Genomic DNA, 21,430 nt, shown 5'->3' with positions numbered 1-21,430 from the left:
CCGCAGGCGGGACGCCTGGGGATAGTTCACACTCGCCAGAGGCGAGCGAGAGCGGGGAGGGCTATGAATATTACGGAAACCGAGCTTTCAATTCCTCAATTTCCTTTTTAATCTTTTTCATCTGCCGTCTATGCATCATCAGGCCAATGCCAGCACCGATTGCTGTAATGCTGGCAAACATTCCTGCTATCCGGATATCACCAAACATTGCTAAAGAAAATAAGAAACCTATCAGGCCTCCAATTAATAATACTATGTCCATGTGGCTAATATTTTACTGATTAAAAAACTATTTCCGAGAACTTAACTCATTAAATTTATCAGCAAGGCGGGTGTAGTGGACGCCTCTTGATATCCAAACTGTAATCCAAATAATGGAGAGGCTGCCACTTATCCCAACAAATATATTTCCCTTTGTGGGTTTGCCATTTACATAAGGAGGTATTGATAACATTGAAAAAAGAAATGCCCCACCCATACACAAATAGGAAATATGCTCCTGATTTCGGAGTCGGATTAAATCATGGGAAATATCCAAATAAAGTTCCTGTTGACTTAGTTGAGTCAAGTCCTCTTTTTGAAACCGTGGCAATGGCGCTTTCATATCAAAATTTCCGGGAACGTTTATGAAATATGAATGACGAACCTTCCTTATTGACTTACTGGTGTCATTCGCTAAATAAAAGTATACATATTCCTGATTGGTATTGACGATTTCAATCATCAAAGTGTCGCCATAGCGGCTGACGGCTTCAACAGGATTTTTAGATTGTGCATAGGCGCAACAAGCAGGAAGAAGCAATCCTAATATTATTACCAAGTGTTTCATATTTCGAATTTACGAAAAACACGTTATAATTCTGCCCTGGCTTCCACCTTATTCATACAGGCGAGGCCGTCTTTAAATCTCTCCCACTCCCACACACACCGATAGCCCACACTCGCCAGAGGCGAGCGAGAGCGGATATGCTAATATTGCAGCATGAGCAAAACATTCCTAATCCTCGGTGCCGCAGCAGCTTTCCTTGCAGTAGCGATAGGTGCTTTTGGCGCACATGCCGTAAAGAGCCGGATTTCGGCTGATCTTCTGGAGATATACAATACCGGAACAGCATATCACTTCTACCACAGCTTTGCCGTGCTGATTGTAGGAATACTGTTGTTTTTGGCGCCACATCCTAATGGCTGGTTGAATTGGTCGGGCTGGCTTTTTCTGGCGGGCATCATTCTTTTTTCCGGCAGTCTCTACACGTTAGCACTTTCCGGCATTCGCACTTTTGGGGCGGTTACTCCATTCGGTGGGCTTTGTTTCCTGGCGGGCTGGCTTTGCATGGCAGTGGGTTCGTGGAGGGCATTTTCCCATTAAAAGGAATAGCGGTGCTTTTTTTTTGGATTTATAATTCCGAACCTCGCTTTAGCATCATTACCTTTCCACCGGCATTTATCTTCACGACTGGTATTAGCCCATGGCCTGGAACGTATCTGAAACCGTTGACCGCATCCTGAATCTGCGGGGAGGAGAAGCGCTGGTGGTGCGTAACCTTTTCTTCCATAATTTTTTTCAGGGAGTGGGCCTGGCCTTTTTTTATTCCACGGCACTCACGCTTTTTATCAGTGAGATCAATATTCGATTCCTTCCGCAGGCTTACGTAACCGGTGCTTTGCTGCTGCTGGCAACCACTCGTATCTACAGCCATTTTGAGCATAAACTGGAGCTTAAGAAGCTCATGTATTTTGTGCTGCTGATGCTGGCGGCTTCTCCGCTGCTTTTTTATGGAGCGTTGAATATTGGCAATGTGTTTTGGCTGCCGGTCCTGATGATTGCCTGGCACAGGATGCTTTATCAACTTAACAGTCTTGAGTTCTGGGGCATATCTGCACTGCTGTTCGATGTGCGGCAAAGCAAGCGGCTGTTCGGCCTCATCAGTGCCGGTGATGGTGCTGCCAAGGCACTGGGATTCCTGGCCGTTTCGGGGCTGGCAGGTTATATTTCCATTCCTGATTTCCTGCTGTTTTCTGCCGGCAGCTTTTTGATCTCCTTCTTCTTTTTACAGAAAGTTTGGCAAAACGCCTCCATTGAACTGTTCGTGCCGCACCAGGAGGATGCTGCGGAGCCGCGTGAACCCGGCTTTATCCGGAACATGAAACGCTTCTTTGGAAACCGTTTCATATTTGTATTGGCCGTTCTTTCCTTTTTCGCCACGGTAACGCTTATCCTTATTGATTTCTCTTTTTTAAGGGAAGTGAAATTCAGGTTTGAGGGAGACGCTGCCGGTGATGCCGCAGGAGCGCGGATCGCTTATTTTCTAGGTTTCTTTTATAGTATTGGGTATGCCGTTATTTTAATCCCCAAAGTCTTTCTTTCGGGAAGGATTATTACCAAACTGGGAGTGAATAATGTGCTGCTGGTCCTTCCCGTTTTCCTTGCCACATTTACCTTGGGGATTATTGCTACGGGACTTGCTGTGCCGCAGCATTCGTTGCTGTTGCTGCTTTTCGGAATAACGGTGGTAGTTACCAATATGCTTTATTATAGCCTCCACGTACCGGTATTCCTCACCCTTTTCCAGCCCCTGAACCGGCACATGCGATTGTTCGGGCATACACTGGTAAAGGGAAATATTGATGCGATAGGAATTATCGTGGCCGGTGCCGGATTGTGGATCATATATCCTTTGAGTGAGAACCAGGGCCTGTTTCCGGTTACGCTTGCCTTATTTATCCTGGCCTCATGCTGGGTGGGCTGGGTATTTATTACCAAAAAACAATACGTAAAAACATTAAGTACAGCCATAAAAAAGAGGTTTCTAGAAGGATCTCAAATAGATACGGATGACCCTGAAACGCGGGAGTTGCTGCGCCAAAAGCTGGCAAGCAGCGAACCGGCCGAAGTGGCGTATGCGGTTCACCTGCTCTTGCAGTCCGGAGATCAAAAGGCAGAAAATCAGCTTGTTCTGCTGCTGGATCATCCTTCACCGCAAATCAGGAGGCTTGTACTTGAAAAACTGGGATCGCTGAATAAAAGGGAAGTGCTTGGAAAAATAATGGATAAGGCAGTTAATGATGAGGATATTGACGTAAGAGCAGCAGCAATTAAGGCTGCTTCGCATCTTGAGGACGATCCATCGGAATTGCTTCTGCCGTACCTGGAGCATGAGTCAGGAGCACTGCGGGAGGCTGCAATTACCGGACTCATGAAGAGTGGCGGGGTAGAGGCGGTGGTAATGGGCGGCCACAAATTGCTGGAGCTCATTGCTTCTCCGGAGGCCGGTGACCGGAAAATGGCAGCCGATATAATTGGCGAGCTGCACATCAAGAACTTTTACCGTCCATTGCTTACATTCTTAAATGAAGATGATGATCCTGTAGTAAAAAAAGCTGCGATCAGGGCCAGCGGAAATATTGGCAATCATCATTTGCTGGATCCGCTGCTGACCTTGCTGGAATCGAGGCGGTGGCAGCAGGAAATTACCCGTGCGCTTTCACAGTTTGGCAAGGAGGCATTGATCAGTATTGAAAAGAAAATAGATTTAGGAAATATTGATCCCCAGGCGCTTTCCGCCCTATGTGTAGCATTGGGAAATATGCGCGGGAAAGCCGGTATTCCTCTTTTACTGAAACTCTCAGAAAGCAGGAACCTGAGGGTAAGGCTGGATGCACTACGGGAATTGCACAGCACCGGATTCCAGGCGGAGATGAAGCATCAGCCAGCGCTGCACCGGAAGCTTGAAGGCAATTTCACCTACCTGGCCTGGTGCTACGGAGCAATGGAAATACTGAAGGAAGAAAATTCCCTGGAAGACCTTCGTCAGTCCCTGGCGCATGAACTGCTCATCCGCGAGGAGATGATATTCCTGATCCTGTCCTTTCAATACGACAGGAAATCTGTGATCAGCATCCGGGAGGCGCTGCGGGTGAAGCGGAAAGAACTCACCGCCAACGCCCTTGAAACTGCCGAGAACCTGCTGCCCAAATGGGTAAGCCAAAGGATCATTGCCCATGCAGAAGATCAGCCTGCGGCAGAGAAGGCAAGGATCCTCACCTCGCGACAATTGCACCCGGAGCTATCAGTGCAGGAAATTGTGGAGCACCTGCTGGAAAAAGGCAGTACTGAGTTCTCCCGCTATACCATTGCACTTGCATTGGCATCGCTTCAGCAATTCCCGCAAATACTCCATAAAGCAGAGGATTATATTGACAATGAAAATAAAATTATGGCAGAAGCAGCCAGGCAAGTATTAAATAAAAATGATACAGTTATGAGCAATCAGGCCAACATCGAGGTAATGACGCGGCATTCCCTCACCGAAATAGAAAAAGTGCTGACGTTAAAAAATACCCGTATTTTCTCTGATACCCCGGAAAATATTCTGGTGGATATCGCATCCATTGTGGTGGAAGAAACGCTTCGGGCCAAAGGAATGCTCTTCCAGAAAGGAGATCTGGGGCAGAATATGTACATTATATATGGAGGGGAGATTTGCATACATGATGGCGGACATCAGTTTGCCATCCTGAAGAAAGGTGACTTTTTTGGAGAGCTGGCGCTTCTGGACCCGGAACCGCGGTCAGCCGCTGCAACTGCAGTTACGGATTGCCTGCTGCTGCGCATTGATCAGGAATCGTTTTATGAACTGATGTCAATCCGGGGTGAAATAGCGCAGGGCATTATGACGATTCTGTGCCGCATCATCAGAGATCAGAACGAAAAGATACTGAGGCTTGAAAAGACGCGACACGGCAATTAATTAAAAGAAGAACATTTCCAACATTGCTGACGGATGAAAGAATCCCAATTTTATTTATTTATCCAAGATAATTTTTTCATGTAATAAGGTTTTTTTAAAATTTTCTTGCCTTCCCCTTATTATAAAATTCAAAAAACATTTCAGTATTACTGGAATAATATTTTTTGAATAGTACAAATATTTTTGCCTAACCGGCTGGAATCCGTTTTTTGTATGATTTTAAAAGACTTACTTTGAAGTAGCTCCTGATATGCAATCAGGCCCGCATTCCTCTCTTTTCCAAATTGCCTTTATTCAGAAATAACACACTTCTATGAGTTTTTCTACTCGCGTGAGGCATAAGCTATTTGGTGCCGGACATCGAAACCGGTTAAAAAGTTTTTGCAAAACAGTTGTGATTCTAACGGTGGGTTGCATTACGATATACGCTCATCCCGCCAATGCTCAGAATTTTGAATACAGTGAGACATTTGTTAACTCGGCATCCTATTGTGCAGGCTCTTCACAATATGACAACTGGAAAACCTTTCGTAGTTCGCTTGATACCAGCGCACATAACTTTTTATCTGTAACCTTTTCCGGATCAATTAACACCACCGGAGTTACATGTAGCTCCGCAGCAGAAGTACGCCAGATAGCGGCTGCACTCAGGAATGGAACGGACGTTACCATCACTTGTAATGGTGTAGATTGGACAGTGGGCACGGGCTGCGGTTCAGGCTGCGGTTCAGGGTCATCATCTTTGGATGCCGTGGAACTGAATGCAAATAACCAGGCGAGAGAATGTTATTGCGATGTTGGTCCTATTTTACGTCCGGCAATTGGAAATCACAATTGGGGTGGGTACGGAACTACTTCTTGCAACGCTCCTACACAAACCATGACCGTGAAGTTCTTTGCGGCCACCGCACCCGATGATGCGGGGATTTCAGCGATTGATTCGCCCGCTCAATTTTGCCCGGGTACGCATAATATTGTAGCAGAGATTAGGAATTATGGCATAAACCAAATTGATACAGTTACCGTGAACTGGTCAATTAATGATACGCTTCAAACCCCGGTCTTATTTACAGGTACGCTGGATACATTTGGTGGGGCTGGTCAGAATTCAGTACAGGTGATGCTGGGTTCGAGGATGTTCAGTGCAGGAATTCCCACAGCGATCAAGGTATGGACAACCGGCCCAAATAACCGGACCGATACGATAAACCGGAATGACACGCTGAAAGTAGTGCGAATGCCGGGGCTTTCCGGAACCTATACCATCGGTGGGACAACACCTGATTATCCAACATTTTCTGCGGCAGTCGCGGATCTGGCATTTGCCGGTGTTTGTGGTCCGGTAGTTTTTGATGTACGGGATGGCACCTATTCGGAGCAGGTTAACATTGGAAAAATTGATGGTGCCTCAGCTTCTAACTTCATCAGGTTCAAATCCGCGTCTGGCGACAGCACCGCGTGTATCCTGAATTATCCTTCCTCCAGAAGCGATAGCAACTGGACCCTGCTGATAGATGGTGCGAGCCATTTAAGTTTTCATGGCATCAGCCTGGGCGCGACCGGCAGCAGCTACGGCCGTGTGGTGGATATCAGAAATGTCAGCCATAACATTAGTTTATCAAATTGCATTATCTCAGGTACTTCAGTTACCTCAACATCTACCCATTATGCCCTCGTTTTTTCTTCAAGCTATAAAAATGATTCCTTAACCTTCAGTAATAATATATTTATTGATGGGGCCTATGGATTGTATTGCTCAGGAAACAATTCCATTGATCGTGAGGCCGGTACGCGTATCATTAATAATCTGTTTTCAGATCAATACTACATGGGAGTTTACCTTACTTACCAGTCGGGATCCCAGGTACTTAATAATGTCATTACTTCCGCCACTACCTATCCTTATGGATATGGTATTTACATGTATTATGTACGTGATGGATTTATGGTGGCAAATAATCGGGTAGCGATTGACAATCTTGAATATGCTGTCTATCTCGGTTATTGCGCTGGCGATTCAGTGAATCGGGGCCATGTGACGAATAATTTTTTCAGTGCAGGACATCCGGGGGCTACGAATCGGGTTTATGGGATTTATCTTTATTCTTCTGCATTTGCGGATATTTTTTACAACAACGTCAGCATCGCATCATCATACCCGGAAAATTATGCCTTCCGGGTTGACTACTCCAGTAATTTACGAATACTCAACAACAACTTCCTGAATCGTGGTGGCGGATATAGTTCATATATGGCGGATACGAATTCTGTTTCTTTATCCGATCATAACAATTATTTTGGCTCTGGAACCGCAGATTTTTATTGGGATGGAGATTTAAACAATTTGAAAGATTGGATGGCGGCTACAGGTATGGATTCCAATTCTTTCAATGTTGATCCGCTTTATGTCAGCGCTGGGGATCTCCATGTAAGGCAGCCTGTCCTTAAACATTCCGGGATACCGGTAGCAGGTATTATCCATGATATAGATGGAGATTCGCGCGATACGCTGGCACCAGATATAGGCGCTGATGAATTTATCCTTCCTCCGGTGGATGCAGGATTGATAGCAGTGGATTCGCCTGTTACGCCTTTTAATCCCGGCAGCAACGCCATTTGGGTTTCCCTGGTGAATGGCGGAACAGACACCTTGCTGACGGATTCAATAGCCTGGGAAATCAATGGTACGCCACAAACCACATATTCCTGGACGGGCAACCTGCCATCCGGGAAAGTAGATTCCGTAATGCTCGGAACCAACTCATTTGGAGCAGGAAAAGCGGATACTATTGTTGCCTGGACTTTTGCCCCGAATGGTATCTCTGATACGCTGAATTACAATGATACCATCTCAAAAATCCTGGTAGCGTCACTAAGCGGAACCTATACGATCGGAGGTACTACACCAGATTTCCCGGATTTTACTTCGGCTGTTTCCGCCCTGCATTCGGGAGGTGTGGCCGGGCCTGTAATTTTTGATGTACGTAACGGAACTTACACCGAGCAAATCGAAATTGGAAGGATTCCGGGTGTGTCAGCCACTAACACCGTTACTTTTCGTTCAGAATCCGGAGACAGCAGCCTGGTGAAAATGGAGTTTTCAACTTCCTCTTCAGCTAATTATGTGGTGCTGCTGCGCGAAGCTCAGTGGATTCGGTTTCATCAAATCTCATTTAAATCGCTGTCATTTAGTTATGCCCGGGTTGTCGCATTAGAGGATGTAAATGGCGATATTCAGTTCTCCAATTGTGTGATGGAAGGCACTACTTCTACTTCCACATCCGATATAAATGCAATTTTCTGGAGCGATTACGAGGCGGTAGACAGCAACCTTGTTTTATCTCAATGCCACCTTAAAAACGGAAGTTCAGCGATCATGCTTTATGGTGATTATGGTTCTGAAAATCCCGGTATAGATATAAGCCATTGCCTGATCGAAAGCCCGGTGCGCTACGGTATCTATTTGGAGTATCTTGACGGGCCTTCTATCAGGAATAATGTTATTCTGCCGGGGACCACTACCACTTTTTATGGCGTTTATATCTATTACTGTCCGTCATTTAGTATTTTAAATAATGACTTTAAACAGAATAATTCGGGTTATGCAATTTATGCCTATGAAAGCTATTCCAATTTATCCAGCCCGGCCACTATTGCCAATAATTTTATTCATATTGGATTTTCCTATGGAAATGCTATTACCGCAGAATATTGCGAATATCTGGATGTTTACTTTAACTCAATTTTACATGCTGTTAATTCCACAAATTATTCAGCGTTAGAATTTTATGCCTGCGATGAACTTAATATTTTGAACAATATTATTTCATGCACTGATGGTTCGATGGCTGTAACTTTTGAAGGCGGTACACAAATAAACAGATCGGATTATAATAATTTTAATGTTACAGGTCCATCATTAGGAGAGCATAGTTCTTCTAGTTATTCAAGTTTGTCGGGGTGGCAGGCAGGCACCGGCCTTGATTCGAATTCGATAGAAGCAGACCCGCTTTTCGTATCAGCTACTGACCTCCATACCACCAACATCCTGCTGCGTGATGTAGCGCTTCCCATATCCAGAATTACAACGGATATTGATGGTGAACTTCGCGATAGCCTGGCACCTGATATAGGGGCTGATGAGTTCCCGCTTCCCGCGCTGGATTGTGCATTGGCAGGTTTCAATTCACCGGATATTCCTTTTTCACCGGGAAATCAACCGGTAAAAGCCATTGTTCTCAATGCAGGGCTCGATACGCTGGACAGTGTGTCAGTCGGCTGGACCATGAACGGAGTGGCGCAATCTCCGGTCACCTGGCAGGGACAACTCGCCACAGGAGATACTGTTCATGTATTGCTGGGAAATCGTTCTTTCACGCTCGGTTCCGGAGTTGACATTATTGCATGGACGTTTTTACCGAACGGCATCCAGGATCCTCTGAATGCAAATGATACTTTTTCACTCAACAATATTTTTCCCGGCCTTTCCGGCACCTATACGATCGGGGGCACAAATCCGGACTTTGCCAATTTTACAGCAGCCGCTACGGCATTGGAACAGGGAGGCGTTTACGGATGGGTTGTATTCAATGTGCGTGATAGTAATTACAACGAACAAATAACACTTAGCGAAATTGCCGGTGCTTCAGCCACCCATACCATTACTTTCCAAAGCCAGACTGGCGATAGCACTGCTGTGAGATTATATTATAGTAGTAACAATTTCTCAGAAAGCTTCGTGGTATATCTTAATGGCGCAGATTATATAAGATTTAAAAACATGACACTGGAAGCTACCAGCGGAGGTTATTCGCGGGTATTCTGGTTGAATGATCGTGCTGAGCATAACATTATTACGAACTGTATCATTCTGGCGCCAACCACCACCTCAACCTCGTATGCCTACAGCCCCATTCTGCTGGATTATGGCGCTTCCAACAGTGGAAACGAAATCATGAATAACCTAATAGAAGGTGGCTCAAGGGGTATTTATTTTTATGGAGGATCTTCTTTTCTGGGAATGAATAATTTAGTGAAGGGAAATATTTTGAGGAATCAAAATTATTGTGGCATTTATGCGGAATATCAGACGGACCTGGAAATATCCGATAATGTGATTGGAATGCCGACCGGTAATTACAGCTCTTACTTCGGAATACTAACAGAAGATACGAAGGAAGAGATTATTATCAGCGGAAATAAACTTGGGGTAGGAGAGGGCCGGTATGGCATTTATATGTACGATCATGAAACTACCGGGGCAAAGCGAGGGCTGATCGCCAACAATTTTATTCATGGTAGTGGCAACCCTGATGTGGAAGGAATGCTTCTCTACTATCTGGAAAATGTTGACATTGTGCATAATTCCATTCACATTACGGCTGAGAGCACATCAACCAACAGAGCGCTGAGTATTTATTATGGCTCAGAAAACACGGTGCAAAACAACATATTGGCACAGAGCGGGGGAGGAGTAGCTTTTTATCTTGCTTCCTTATTTTCTCTGGATTATTCTGATTACAACAACATTTATACAACCGGGTCTGTGCTGGCCTACTACAGCGGGAATCGCGCTACTCTTGCTGATTGGGTTTCGACAACAGGCCTTGACAGCCATTCCATCTCGGTATCTCCCGGATTTATATCCGAAACGGATCTTCATACATTTAATGTGGCATTCAATAATGCCGGAATACCGTTTTCCGGTGTACCAATAGATATTGACGGACAATCACGCAGCAACACAGCGCCCGACATTGGAGCCGATGAATTCAATGCCAGTCCTCAGGATGCGGCCGTTCCTGCTCTGGTCTTTCCGGCTATCCCGTTTTTGGCAGATTCTCATCAGGTATTTGTTCGCCTGCTGAACAATGGCCTGAATGATCTTGACAGCGTAACCTTGAACTGGACCGTGAATGGGGTGGCACAACCTTCAACTAAATGGCATGGCTCGCTGAATTCCGGAGATACCATATCTACTGGCATTGGGTATTTCAATTTTCTTCCGGGAGTTGGATATGATATTAAATTATGGTCTTCATCTCCCAATGGCGGAATTGACAGCATAAATACGAATGATACGTTGGAAGTGAAAGATCTTTATGCTGCGCTGAGCGGCACTTATACCATCGGTGGCGTAAGTCCTGACTTTGCGACCTTCGGGGATGCCGTCACCACACTAACTTATGGTGGTGTGGCCGGGCCGGTAATTTTTAATGTCCGGGATGGCTCCTATAACGAGCAACTCCGGTTTGGCAATATTCCAGGCGCTTCAGATACACGTAGTGTGATATTCCAATCTGAGAACAGCGACAGCACTCTGGTGGAGCTAACTTATTCGGCTTCCCATTCCGATTCAAATTATACGGTGCTATTTGATAATTCTGCATATATCACTTTCAGGGAGATGACATTGATAGCTACCGGTAACACCTATGGGAAGGTTATTTATACCACGAATAATTCCCATCATCTGTCATTTTTGCAAAACCGGATTACAGGTGTGGATCTTTCCACCACTTCTTCCAATATGATCGCGGCACATATTGATGGAACTTCTGATTCTATCATCATTTTCCGAAATAACCTTATTCGCTATGGAAGCATCGGTGTGCAATTCAGTGGTAACTCCAGCCTTTACCAGCGGGATAATCAGGTTGTCAACAACCTGTTCTCAGACCAGTATTATATGGGCATTTATGTCGCCTATGGACACTCTCCGTTGATTGCAGAAAATAAGATTCAGCCAAAAACCTTTTACTCATCCTTTAATGGAATTTACCTCACGAGTTGCCAGTACGACATCCGGATCCTGAAGAACTATGTCAACGGTAATACCAGTATCCGGTACGGAATTTTGATTTACTCATCATCAGGTACGTCATCTAAAAGTGCCTTAGTCGCCAATAATTTCGTGTCCTGTGGGACTTCCTCCTGGCCTTACCCGCTTTACCTGTACAGTTCATCCTACATCGATGTTTATCATAACAGTTTTAATGCGCAGGGAAATAGCAATTCGGGGTATTCCTATATTGCCGCTGGCAGTAACATACGGCTGAAGAATAACATATTTGCCAATAGTTCGGGGGGTAGTGCCTTTTATATTACCTCCTCCTCTGCAGTTACTTCTTCAGATTTTAATAATTTTTATACTTCCGGTTCCACGTTGGGGTATTGGTCACCCACCACTTATAGCAACCTCAGCAGCCTGCGATCGGGGACGGGAATGGATGGCAGTTCCCTTTCCATAAATCCTCAATTTGTTTCTGCTACGGATCTCCACGTGCGGGAATCAATTCTGAATGGAGCAGGAACATTCCTTTCTTCTGTGTCTGAGGATATTGATGGGGAACTCCGGGACAGCATTGCTCCGGATATTGGCGCTGACGAATTCACTACTTTTCCAAATGATGCCGGACTTACAGCCGTAGACTCTCCGGCAGCCGGCTTTATGGCCGGGGTGCATAATGTATGGGTGAAGCTGAAAAATTATGGTTCTGATAGCCTGACGCAGGTCACGATCAACTGGACGCTTAATGGCTCCGGTCAGACTACCGTTAACTGGAATGACACATTGCTTCCGGAAGATTCCGCGCTGGTATATCTGGGACAGGTAAGCTTTTCTGTTGCGAGCGCAGTAAACATTGTGGCCTGGACTTCTCAGCCTAACGGACAAACCGATGGGAGCAGGTTTAATGATACAATTGAATGGTTAAACGTATACCCGGCCCTCTCAGGGATTTATAGCATTGGCGGCACGAATCCCGATTTTCCTACATTTACGGATGCTGTAGACGCACTCAACAATGGAGGCGTTTCCGGAGCCGTAACTTTCAAAGTGCGCAACGGAACCTATAATGAGCAAATCCTTATCGGTTCAGTACCAGGGGCATCTTCTTCCAATACGATCACCTTTGAATCGGAAAATCTTGACAGCAGCCTGGTGACGCTCTCATTTTCCGGAAATAGCAGCAAAAATTATGTGGTGTATCTTAAAGGCGCCAGGTATGTAACATTCCGTAATATGGGGATAAAAGCTACCGGGTCTCACTACGGCCGTGTGATATGGATGACTGACCGTTGTGAAAATGTTTCTTTCAGCAATAACCATATTACCGGGAATAGCGCTACTTATTACTATTATTATCCCATGTTGATCCACATGGGATATTCCGGCCGGGCCAAAAACGTGGTAATAGAGAACAACTATTTTGAAAACGGCAACTACGGAGTGCTGGCTGAGGGTTACAATACCTCAAATCCTGAAACGGGATTAAAAATTGAGGACAATATTTTTGATGATCAATTCCGGTATGGACTCTACCTCTCATTCCAGGCTTCTCCATCTATCCAGGGAAACCAGATGCATACGGCAAGAGGATACCAAGGCCATTACAATATCTACATTTATTATGCAAGTGGTACTCCTGTTATTGCTGCAAACCGGATTGATAACGAGAGCGGCAACATAGGCATTTACTTATATGCGTTCAGCGGGAATTTCTCTAACAGAATGCGTCTTGTCAATAATTTTATCAGTGTGGCCGGTTCGAGTTACCCCCGTGCACTTTTGATAAGCAATTGTAATTATGTAAACATCTATTTCAACAGCCTAAATATTTATGGGACAGATTCGCTGAACAGCCGCGCGCTTGAGGTAACCAGTTCATCCAGCATTTACGCTCAAAATAATAATCTCGTCAATTCAGCCGGGGCGTATGCCGTCTATGCCAGTTCCAATGTGTTTTCGGTTTCTGATTACAATAACATTTACAGTACCGGCAGCAGCCTGGCGTACTACAACTCTGGCAACGTAGGCGATCTTGCCTCCTGGCAAAGTGCCACGGGAAAGGATGCTAACTCTCTTTCTATAGATCCGTTTTATGTCTCGGCTACTAATCTGCATGCACGCCAGACCGGATTGAACGAGATGGCTACAACCATAAGTGGTATTACAACTGATGTGGACGGGGACTTAAGAAGCACATCTACACCTGATATCGGGGCGGATGAATTCAATCCAGTTAGCAAAGATGTAGGCATAGCAAGCGTGATCAATCCTGTAACCGGTTGTGGGCACAGCAGCGCTGAAAAGGTCACAGTGCGGATCAAGAACTACGGCTTCCAGCCTCAGACCAATTTTGATGTAACATATATCAAAGACAATGGGACGCCCATTACACAAAGTATAGGAACTGACACAATCCAGCCCGGTGAGTCCTTCGACTTCACTTTTAACACAACGGTGGATATCGGATCCCAGACCACTTACAATTTCATATTCTATACCTCACTGACGAATGATTCTATACCTGCGAACGACACCCTGAAACAAGCCGTAACAAATTACGCACCTTTCAATCCGTCTGTAATCGCTGATACTTCAGTCTGCTATGGCAATACAGTTCGTCTTTATGCTACTGGCGGAAGTTCTTATTACTGGAGTATTGGCAGCGGCTCGTCTGCAATATATGTAAGCCCTGCTGACACCACCAGCTATAGTGTTACCATAACTAATGCTCAGGGGTGTAAAGAAACGGATACTGTACGAGTGGATGTATTGCCTGTACCTGTCGCGCCAGTGATTACGGTGAATGGAAACGATACCATTTGTTACGGTGATTCGGTGCAGTTAAGCACTTCAGCCACCGGCAATCTTCTCTGGAATACCAACGCCACAACATCTTCCATTTATGCAAAAACTTCAGGCGGATATTGGGTTCGGACTTACAATCAGCACGGATGCTTTACAACCTCTGCCACACAGGCCGTTAAAATGCTTCCATTGCCATCGGTTACCAATTCGGCTGCTGCAGGATTGTGTCCGGGTGATACAGCCATTCTCACTGTAAATGATGGCCAAAGCTATAGCTGGTCTACTGGCCAGACCACTCGGTCAATTTCGGTGAATCCGCCAAATGACAGCAGTTTTACAGTTGCAGTGACGAATGCCATTGGTTGCGTTTATCATGATACAGTGGACGTAGATGTGCTTTTCCTGAACCAACCCGGACCCGTGAGCCAGATGATCCCTGTGGATTCCGCTTCAGAAATTACACTGCCTGTTTCTTTTAGCTGGTTTCCGGGAACTGACGCAACAAAATATGACCTTTATCTATGGCCGGATTCCGCGGTTCAGCCTGGAACACCACTCACTACGAATATTAATGGAATTTCCACGGTGGTTTATTCAGGACTTTCACCCGGAGTGACATATGAATGGCTTATAGTTTCTAAGAATACTTGTAAGGACTCAGCAGGCCCAAGTCAGATCTTTACGCTGAAAGACTTGCCGGATCTTATCGTGCAGTCTGTTTCGTTGCCTTCAAATGCCTTTTCAGGCCAAAATGTGAACGTGAACTGGCAAGTAAGAAATTCTGGGAATGGAAGCACTGGTTCGAGGGTTTGGTATGATGCGGTGTATCTATCTGCTGACAGCATCTATGATCCAGGCACAGACAGTTATTTAGGAAGCGTAAAGAATTTTAGCGCCCTGGGCAAAAACAGCAGTTATTCCCAAAGTTTTGGTTTTACATTACCACAAGGCATTAGTGGTAACTATTACGTTTTTGCCGTTGCCGACAACTATAGTTATTTATCAGAGGCTAACGAAAACAACAACCGAACAAGAAGCACTTCGGCAATGTCGGTAGCGCTGACACCTCCTCCTGACCTGGTGGTTGACAGCATTATTGTTCCAAACAATGTATTTTCCGGACAAACAATGCCCATTACTTTTGAAGTTCAAAATAATGGAATTGGCGCAACTGCCGGAAGCCAGTGGTATGACCGGGTTTATTTCTCTAAGGATTCTCTTTTCAATCCTGCCAATTCGGATCTTGTCGGTACTTTTAAACATACAGGAGTTTTGTTGCCAGACAGTTCGTATACCAGGACAGTCAATTTCCAAATTCCAATCAGCGACTTTGGAAGGCATTATATTTTTATTACCACGGATATTCATAATAATATTTATGAGCATTCTTCAGAGCTTAATAATACCACCCAGAGCGATTCTATTACAGTAATACTTACACCTCCGCCTGACTTAGCCGTCAGGAGTGTTTCAGTGCCGGATTCAGCGCATAATCTGCAATGGATAAGTGTGGATTATGTGGTGGGCAATGAAGGCGGAAGTAGTCCTGTCACCTCGTGGTATGACAGGGTATATATTTCTGATACGGCTGACTTTGTTCCCGGTCGTTCTATTTTGCTTAAAACAAATCTCCGCTACGGGCCATTACAGCCAACTGATTCGTATTCCGTAAGCTCCATCGTTCGAATCCCGCATTACCTCACGGGTCCTTACTATTTCTTTGTTCATACCGATTTTAATGACAGGATATATGAATTCCTGATCGAAACCAATAATATAGGCCGTAGTCCGGATGCCATGGAAGTTACAAACGCTGACCTGCAGGTAGCTACTATTAATACACCGTCAGCAGATTCTTCAGGCAAAGACATCTTGATCTCATGGTACAATCGTAATAATGGTCACGGAAATCTAACGGGCAGAAGTTACTATGACGCAGTTTATCTCAGCCGGTACAGCAGCTTTGATCCTGATTCGTTGACCTACCTTGGAGAACTGTTCAGCAACTCAAACATAAATTCGGGGGACAGCTTACTTCGTCAGAAATTAGTAACCTTACCTAATGGAATTTCAGGAACCTATTATGTTTTTATCTATACAGATTATAAAAATGCAGTTGTTGAAGCATCAGGCGAAGGCAATAATATCACACGCAGCAATGGAATGTCGGTTGTGCTTTCGCCCTGGCCAGACCTCCTGCCGGTTTCTCTCACCCTGCCGGATACGACTACAGCAGGCAATTTAATTTATATTGATTCAGAGATTGAGAATAAAGGCAGCAGTTCCACGGCAAGTTTATGGAGCGATGAACTCTATATCTCAGCGGATTCAGTCTGGAATGCATCCAATGCCACCAGGGTTTCCAGTAACAGCGGGCCTGCTTTCTTACAACCTGACTCGGGTTATTCTGTGATCACACCGGTCGTTCTATCATCAACTTTAGCACAAGGTCTTTATTATTTTTATCTTAAGACGGACAGCAAAAACGAGATTTATGAGCATACTGATGAGAACAATAACCTCCTTAGGAGCAAGGCTGTATTCATATACCGGTATCCTCCCGTGGATCTGACAGTTACCTCGGTATCGGGGCCGGATTCCGCCAATTCCGGGCAGCTCGTCAATGTTCAGTGGCAGGCAACGAACACCGGTCTTGCCCGCACCATTCCCAATCAGTGGTATGATGCGATTTATCTTTCTACCGATACGATCCTTCAGACTTCCGTTGATAAATATGCGGGCGAGCTGGTTCATCACGGGTTTTTGGATACAGGTGCCAGCTACTCCACGGCAAGAAATATCACAATTCCAAATGGTCTTTCCGGGGATTACTATCTCATGTTACTCGCGGATCGTCATGATGTCTGCGATGATGACAACAGAGCGGACAATGTAGGCCTGATGCGTGATAGTTCCGGAAACCCCGCTGTCATCAATATTACCTTCACGCCTCCTCCCGACCTTCAAATTACCAGTGCAGATATTCCAACTGTGGGAACAGCCGGACAGCCCATTAAATTGAAATGGACGGTTGAAAATAACGGAACCGGTCCAACCCTCGCAGGTACATGGACTGACAGGATTTATCTCTCCACGGATTTTTCAATTACCGGAGATCCGGTAATTGCCACCCGAATACACTCCGGAAACCTTGCCGTTAACGGGTCCTATACTGACAGTGTCGAAGCATTTCTCCCGGCAGGTGTATCAGGTGCCCGCGTAATTATAATAGTTACGGATAATGGCAATGCTGTTTATGAATATCTTAATGAAAACAATAATGAATTCAATGGGCCGGTGCTCATTAGCCAGCAACCGCCATCGGACTTGGTGATATCAGAAATTTCTCTGCCCGACAGTGCGATTGCCGGGGAAACAATAAATATCACCTGGAAAGTGAAGAATACGGGATTAAACCCGGCTTCAGGCTATATGACCGATGCGGTTTATTTGTCAACCGATTCATTGTGGGATATTCAGGACGAACTATTTGGTATCAGAAGTGGCACGATCAACATTACGCCAAATGCCGAGGCATCGCGCTCCCTTTCGTCCAAGCTGAAAAATATTCCTCTTGACAACTATTATGTGCTGGTGAAAACGGACATTAAGGAGAACATTCGCGAAAGCAATGACACCAATAATTTAACAGCCTCGACTGATCTGTTGAGTGTGGATGTAAAGCAATTATACCTGAATGTACTCACTCCTGAAATTCTTGAGAATAACACGGAATTATATTATCGCGTAGAAGTAGCTGACACATTAGAAGGGGAATCGCTGCTTGTTACGCTTAAAGGTGATTCCGTAAACGGCAACAACGAATTATACTATCGCCATGATCAAATGCCTACCCGTGTAGATTATGATGAATCTTTCTCTGATCCGTTTGCAGGAAACCAGGAGGTAGTTGTACCGGAACTCCAGGAAGGAAACGGATATATTCTGACTTATGGAAATAAACCGGGAAGTGCATCTCAGAATATTACTCTGCACGCCCGAATCCTTGACTTTGAGGTACGGTCAGTGGAGGCTGATAAAGGCGCTAATGCCGGAACCATCACATTGCTGGTGGAAGGTTCCAAATTTGATCCGCTGATGAGCCTTTACCTTAGGAAAGATTCTATTAAAATAAAGGCTGCGGCAGTTCATTATTTTGATCCTACAACTGTTTATGCTACTTTTAATCTGAAAGGGTCACCTACCGGTGATTATGATGTAATTGCGCAAAAGATAACGGGCGATACCGCAGTATTATATGAGTCTTTTGAAGTAATAACCGGTACGCTGGGCGACCTTCAAACGCATCTGAACTATCCATCCAGTACAAGAGCGAACAGGGTAGTGGCATTGCAGATAGATTTTTCAAATAATGGTAATACGGATCTCCATAATGTGCAAATTGAATTAAAGAGTGTGGCAGGGGCTCCGGTAGCTTTTTCAGTGAGCGGGCTGGCAGAGGAAAAAACTTCCCTTATTCTAAACTTACAGGAAAGCGACCGGTTAGGTGGTGTCCTTCGTCCGGGCTACCATGGAAGCATCGTTGTATACGCTAAATCCACTAAGGCACTAGGATTTATTCTGGTGTTACCAAATCAATAAACTAAGAGGCTATGAAATATATGCGGATATGGTTCATATCTATCCTGGCGGTCTTACTGCTCTTGCCTGCTATGGCAATTGCCCAGGCTGATGCAGGACCTGATACCGTTACTTGTAAAACAGGAACGGTGGTTATTGGTAAAAATACGAATAACGACTGGTGTTATTCATGGTCGCCCATTCACGGCCTGGACAACCCAACTGCACCTAAGCCAACGGCCGATCCTGATTCAACATTGACCTATACACTCACGGTAACCGGAGAAAATTTTAGCTTCAAAAGCACGGATGAGGTAAAAGTAATTGTAATGGACAGCTTGTATTTCCTTGAAGACAATTCACAAGACTATGGATTTGATGATTGGACAAATAAGGGAGGGACAAAATTTCCATGGAAATCAGTAGAGAAGGGCGAAGATGATCCGGTAAAGGCTAAGGTGGTGCCTCCCAACGGATTTGAAGGGGTCTATTTTAAGAGTTCGGTTGTGGCAAAGGCAACGGTTTCACCGGCCCAAATGGGAGCCAACAATCAGACGGTAACTATCACCGGTGTCGCCAAAGGTGCGGATGCGGATATAGAAGGAAACTGCGGCAGCGCAAGTGGAGATAACCTTCATAAATGCGAAGTGGCAGTATATGAGAAGCAATCAAAAACCATTATGATACGCCTGGTGCATGAAGATAATGATGACATTCAGGTAATTCCTGTAGGTAATGGAAAACCCAATCAGGTCTGCATCAACAACGGAACCGATACTATCCTGAACAGCACAGCTTCAGGTGATGATCAGGTGGTGGGTAAGACCATTACTACCGGGGCTGATGGCGTTTGCAATTCCACAGCTTCAGGGAACGATGCACAGGTGATACCGGTCAACCAGGGGCAGCCCAACCAACTTTGTGTGAGGTCGGGTCCCAATAATTTCCGCGACACACATCCAAAATCGGGGGACGATGTAATTACCGGTGACAGCATCTATACAGGTGCAGATGGGATTTGTAATACAGCGGCCAATAATACAGATATTATAAGTTCTAATTATTCCGATGCTGTTATCCTAGCTGCGCTCAATGATGATATTTTTAACCAGGCGGTACATGATTTTACGATCACACGTTTGCCCGCTAAAACCATCAATTTCGATCTTGACAGAGATGGAATGTATGATGATGATGGCGCTTTTATGTCAACCGCTGAAGCACAGCTCATAAGAGATAGTTGCAAAGACGATACGTATGATGCAAACTTCTTTTTGATAGACAATCCGAAATTTGGAAATACAGCTTTAGGCCAAATGGGCTTTAATCAGCGCTATGCTTTTATAAATGTAGCAAACCATAGCGCGCCCAATACTGTGGAACAAACGGGTGCCCATGAGGCGGGCCACGGATTGTTTGGATTGAGACATCCGGGGCCAGGGACAAGTGGTTGCGGTGCAAGCGATGGGGCCTCAAATTACCAGGACCCGGATAATTTAATGGACTATTGTTCCAAAATTAAATTAAGGAAATTTCAATGGGATTTAATTAATCCTTAACCTAATATTCTGATATGAAAATGATACGAAATATTTTACTTTTCAGTATCCTCTTTTTTCTGAGCAAATCTGCCGGAGCCCAGAGTGTTTCTCAACAAATTGATGAGTTGATGGAATTGAACCGGGGCAAGAAAAGCATGACCGTGGATGATGTTGAAATATTAAAATCGCCTCCCGCTGAAATATTGAATGCCTTACAAGAATATGCAGGTGATCCGGATGATAATGTGAGGCTCATTAAGACTATGCTGGAAATAAAAACAGCCAGGGAATATCCATCAGAGAATGTAAAAGAGGAAGTTGTGGAGCGGCTTACGGAGAAACTCAGTGATCCTCTTGCGGCAATATGGCAACAAGCGGCTAAGGCCCTGCAACAGTTCGAGTCCGAAGATTTTAGCAGGACCGCCAAAAAGAATATTTCGGATTTACTTGAGGAGGAAACACCAAAGCGGGAAGCAATCTTGCTGGCTGGTGTCGCACAGATGTCCGGGGAGAAGAAGAGACTTCGGGAAATAATTGCTGACAGCGCCCGGCTGGATCCCGTGGGCCGTGTCGGCAAATGGTACGGCACGTTTACCTGGCATGCATTCCTCGCCCTGGCACGGCTTGGAGAAACTGATGCCATTGAAAAAGTATTGCAGCAGGCTCCTACAGAGCCGGATGAGGTAATCCGGGTTTCCCGTGTTTCGAGGGATGTTGCATTTATCCGGCAACCGGGGTCGATCAAATATCTCGAATCAATCTTAGATACGGATGCGCGCCTGCCTACAACCCGCGAAGGATCACCGGGTAATCTTCACGCTCAATATGCTATGGAGCTCCTGGCTCAAAGCCTTGAAAATTTTCCTGTTCAGCAAAAGGGTTTTGGCTACACAAAGGAAGATATCGAAACTGCCCGTCAATGGATGGATCAACAAAGTGAATACGCCATACGGAAATGAAAACTC

At 45.2% G+C, this 21,430-nt stretch carries 7 protein-coding genes; 5 read left to right on the top strand and 2 right to left on the bottom strand.

What is annotated here, in order from left to right:
• Positions 1-70 precede the first annotated feature (70 nt).
• On the bottom strand, positions 71-262 hold the full coding sequence (locus WD077_02225; protein MEX0966028.1) for a hypothetical protein: 192 nt from the start codon (positions 260-262) through the stop codon (positions 71-73).
• A gap of 27 nt (positions 263-289) precedes the next feature.
• Positions 290-829, bottom strand: coding sequence for a hypothetical protein (locus WD077_02220; protein ID MEX0966027.1), 540 nt, complete (start codon positions 827-829; stop codon positions 290-292).
• Between the two features lie 153 nt (positions 830-982).
• Here WD077_02220 and WD077_02215 point away from each other — a divergent pair, with 153 nt between their 5' ends.
• The 5 genes from WD077_02215 (at position 983) to WD077_02195 (ending at position 21,424) form a co-directional block, all read left to right on the top strand.
• A complete protein-coding gene (locus WD077_02215; protein ID MEX0966026.1) occupies positions 983-1,366 on the top strand; it encodes a DUF423 domain-containing protein in 384 nt (127 codons plus the stop codon).
• A 100-nt stretch (positions 1,367-1,466) separates the two neighbouring features.
• The gene (locus WD077_02210) at positions 1,467-4,748 is read left to right on the top strand and encodes a HEAT repeat domain-containing protein (protein ID MEX0966025.1); all 3,282 of its coding nucleotides are present in this window, start codon (positions 1,467-1,469) and stop codon (positions 4,746-4,748) included.
• Between the two features lie 313 nt (positions 4,749-5,061).
• Positions 5,062-18,945, top strand: coding sequence for a CARDB domain-containing protein (locus tag WD077_02205; GenBank protein ID MEX0966024.1), 13,884 nt, complete (start codon positions 5,062-5,064; stop codon positions 18,943-18,945).
• Between the two features lie 11 nt (positions 18,946-18,956).
• Entirely contained in the window at positions 18,957-20,483 is a 1,527-nt protein-coding gene (locus tag WD077_02200) for a hypothetical protein (protein MEX0966023.1), read from the top strand.
• 14 nt (positions 20,484-20,497) lie between these two features.
• Positions 20,498-21,424, top strand: coding sequence for a hypothetical protein (locus tag WD077_02195; protein ID MEX0966022.1), 927 nt, complete (start codon positions 20,498-20,500; stop codon positions 21,422-21,424).
• Positions 21,425-21,430 lie beyond the last annotated feature (6 nt).

It is taken from the genome of Bacteroidia bacterium, from assembly GCA_040880525.1.
Classification (GTDB): Bacteria; Bacteroidota; Bacteroidia; order CAILMK01; family JBBDIG01; genus JBBDIG01.
The sequence above is the reverse complement of the archived record's forward strand: the minus strand, read 5'-3'. Positions and strand labels throughout refer to the sequence as shown.

Coding starts and splice junctions, on each gene's coding strand:
- WD077_02220 (MEX0966027.1), bottom strand. CDS start 829: ATGAAACACTTGGTAATAATATTAGGATTGCTTCTTCCTGCTTGTTGC.
- WD077_02205 (MEX0966024.1), top strand. CDS start 5,062: ATGAGTTTTTCTACTCGCGTGAGGCATAAGCTATTTGGTGCCGGACAT.
- WD077_02200 (MEX0966023.1), top strand. CDS start 18,957: ATGAAATATATGCGGATATGGTTCATATCTATCCTGGCGGTCTTACTG.
- WD077_02195 (MEX0966022.1), top strand. CDS start 20,498: ATGAAAATGATACGAAATATTTTACTTTTCAGTATCCTCTTTTTTCTG.
- WD077_02210 (MEX0966025.1), top strand. CDS start 1,467: ATGGCCTGGAACGTATCTGAAACCGTTGACCGCATCCTGAATCTGCGG.
- WD077_02215 (MEX0966026.1), top strand. CDS start 983: ATGAGCAAAACATTCCTAATCCTCGGTGCCGCAGCAGCTTTCCTTGCA.
- WD077_02225 (MEX0966028.1), bottom strand. CDS start 262: ATGGACATAGTATTATTAATTGGAGGCCTGATAGGTTTCTTATTTTCT.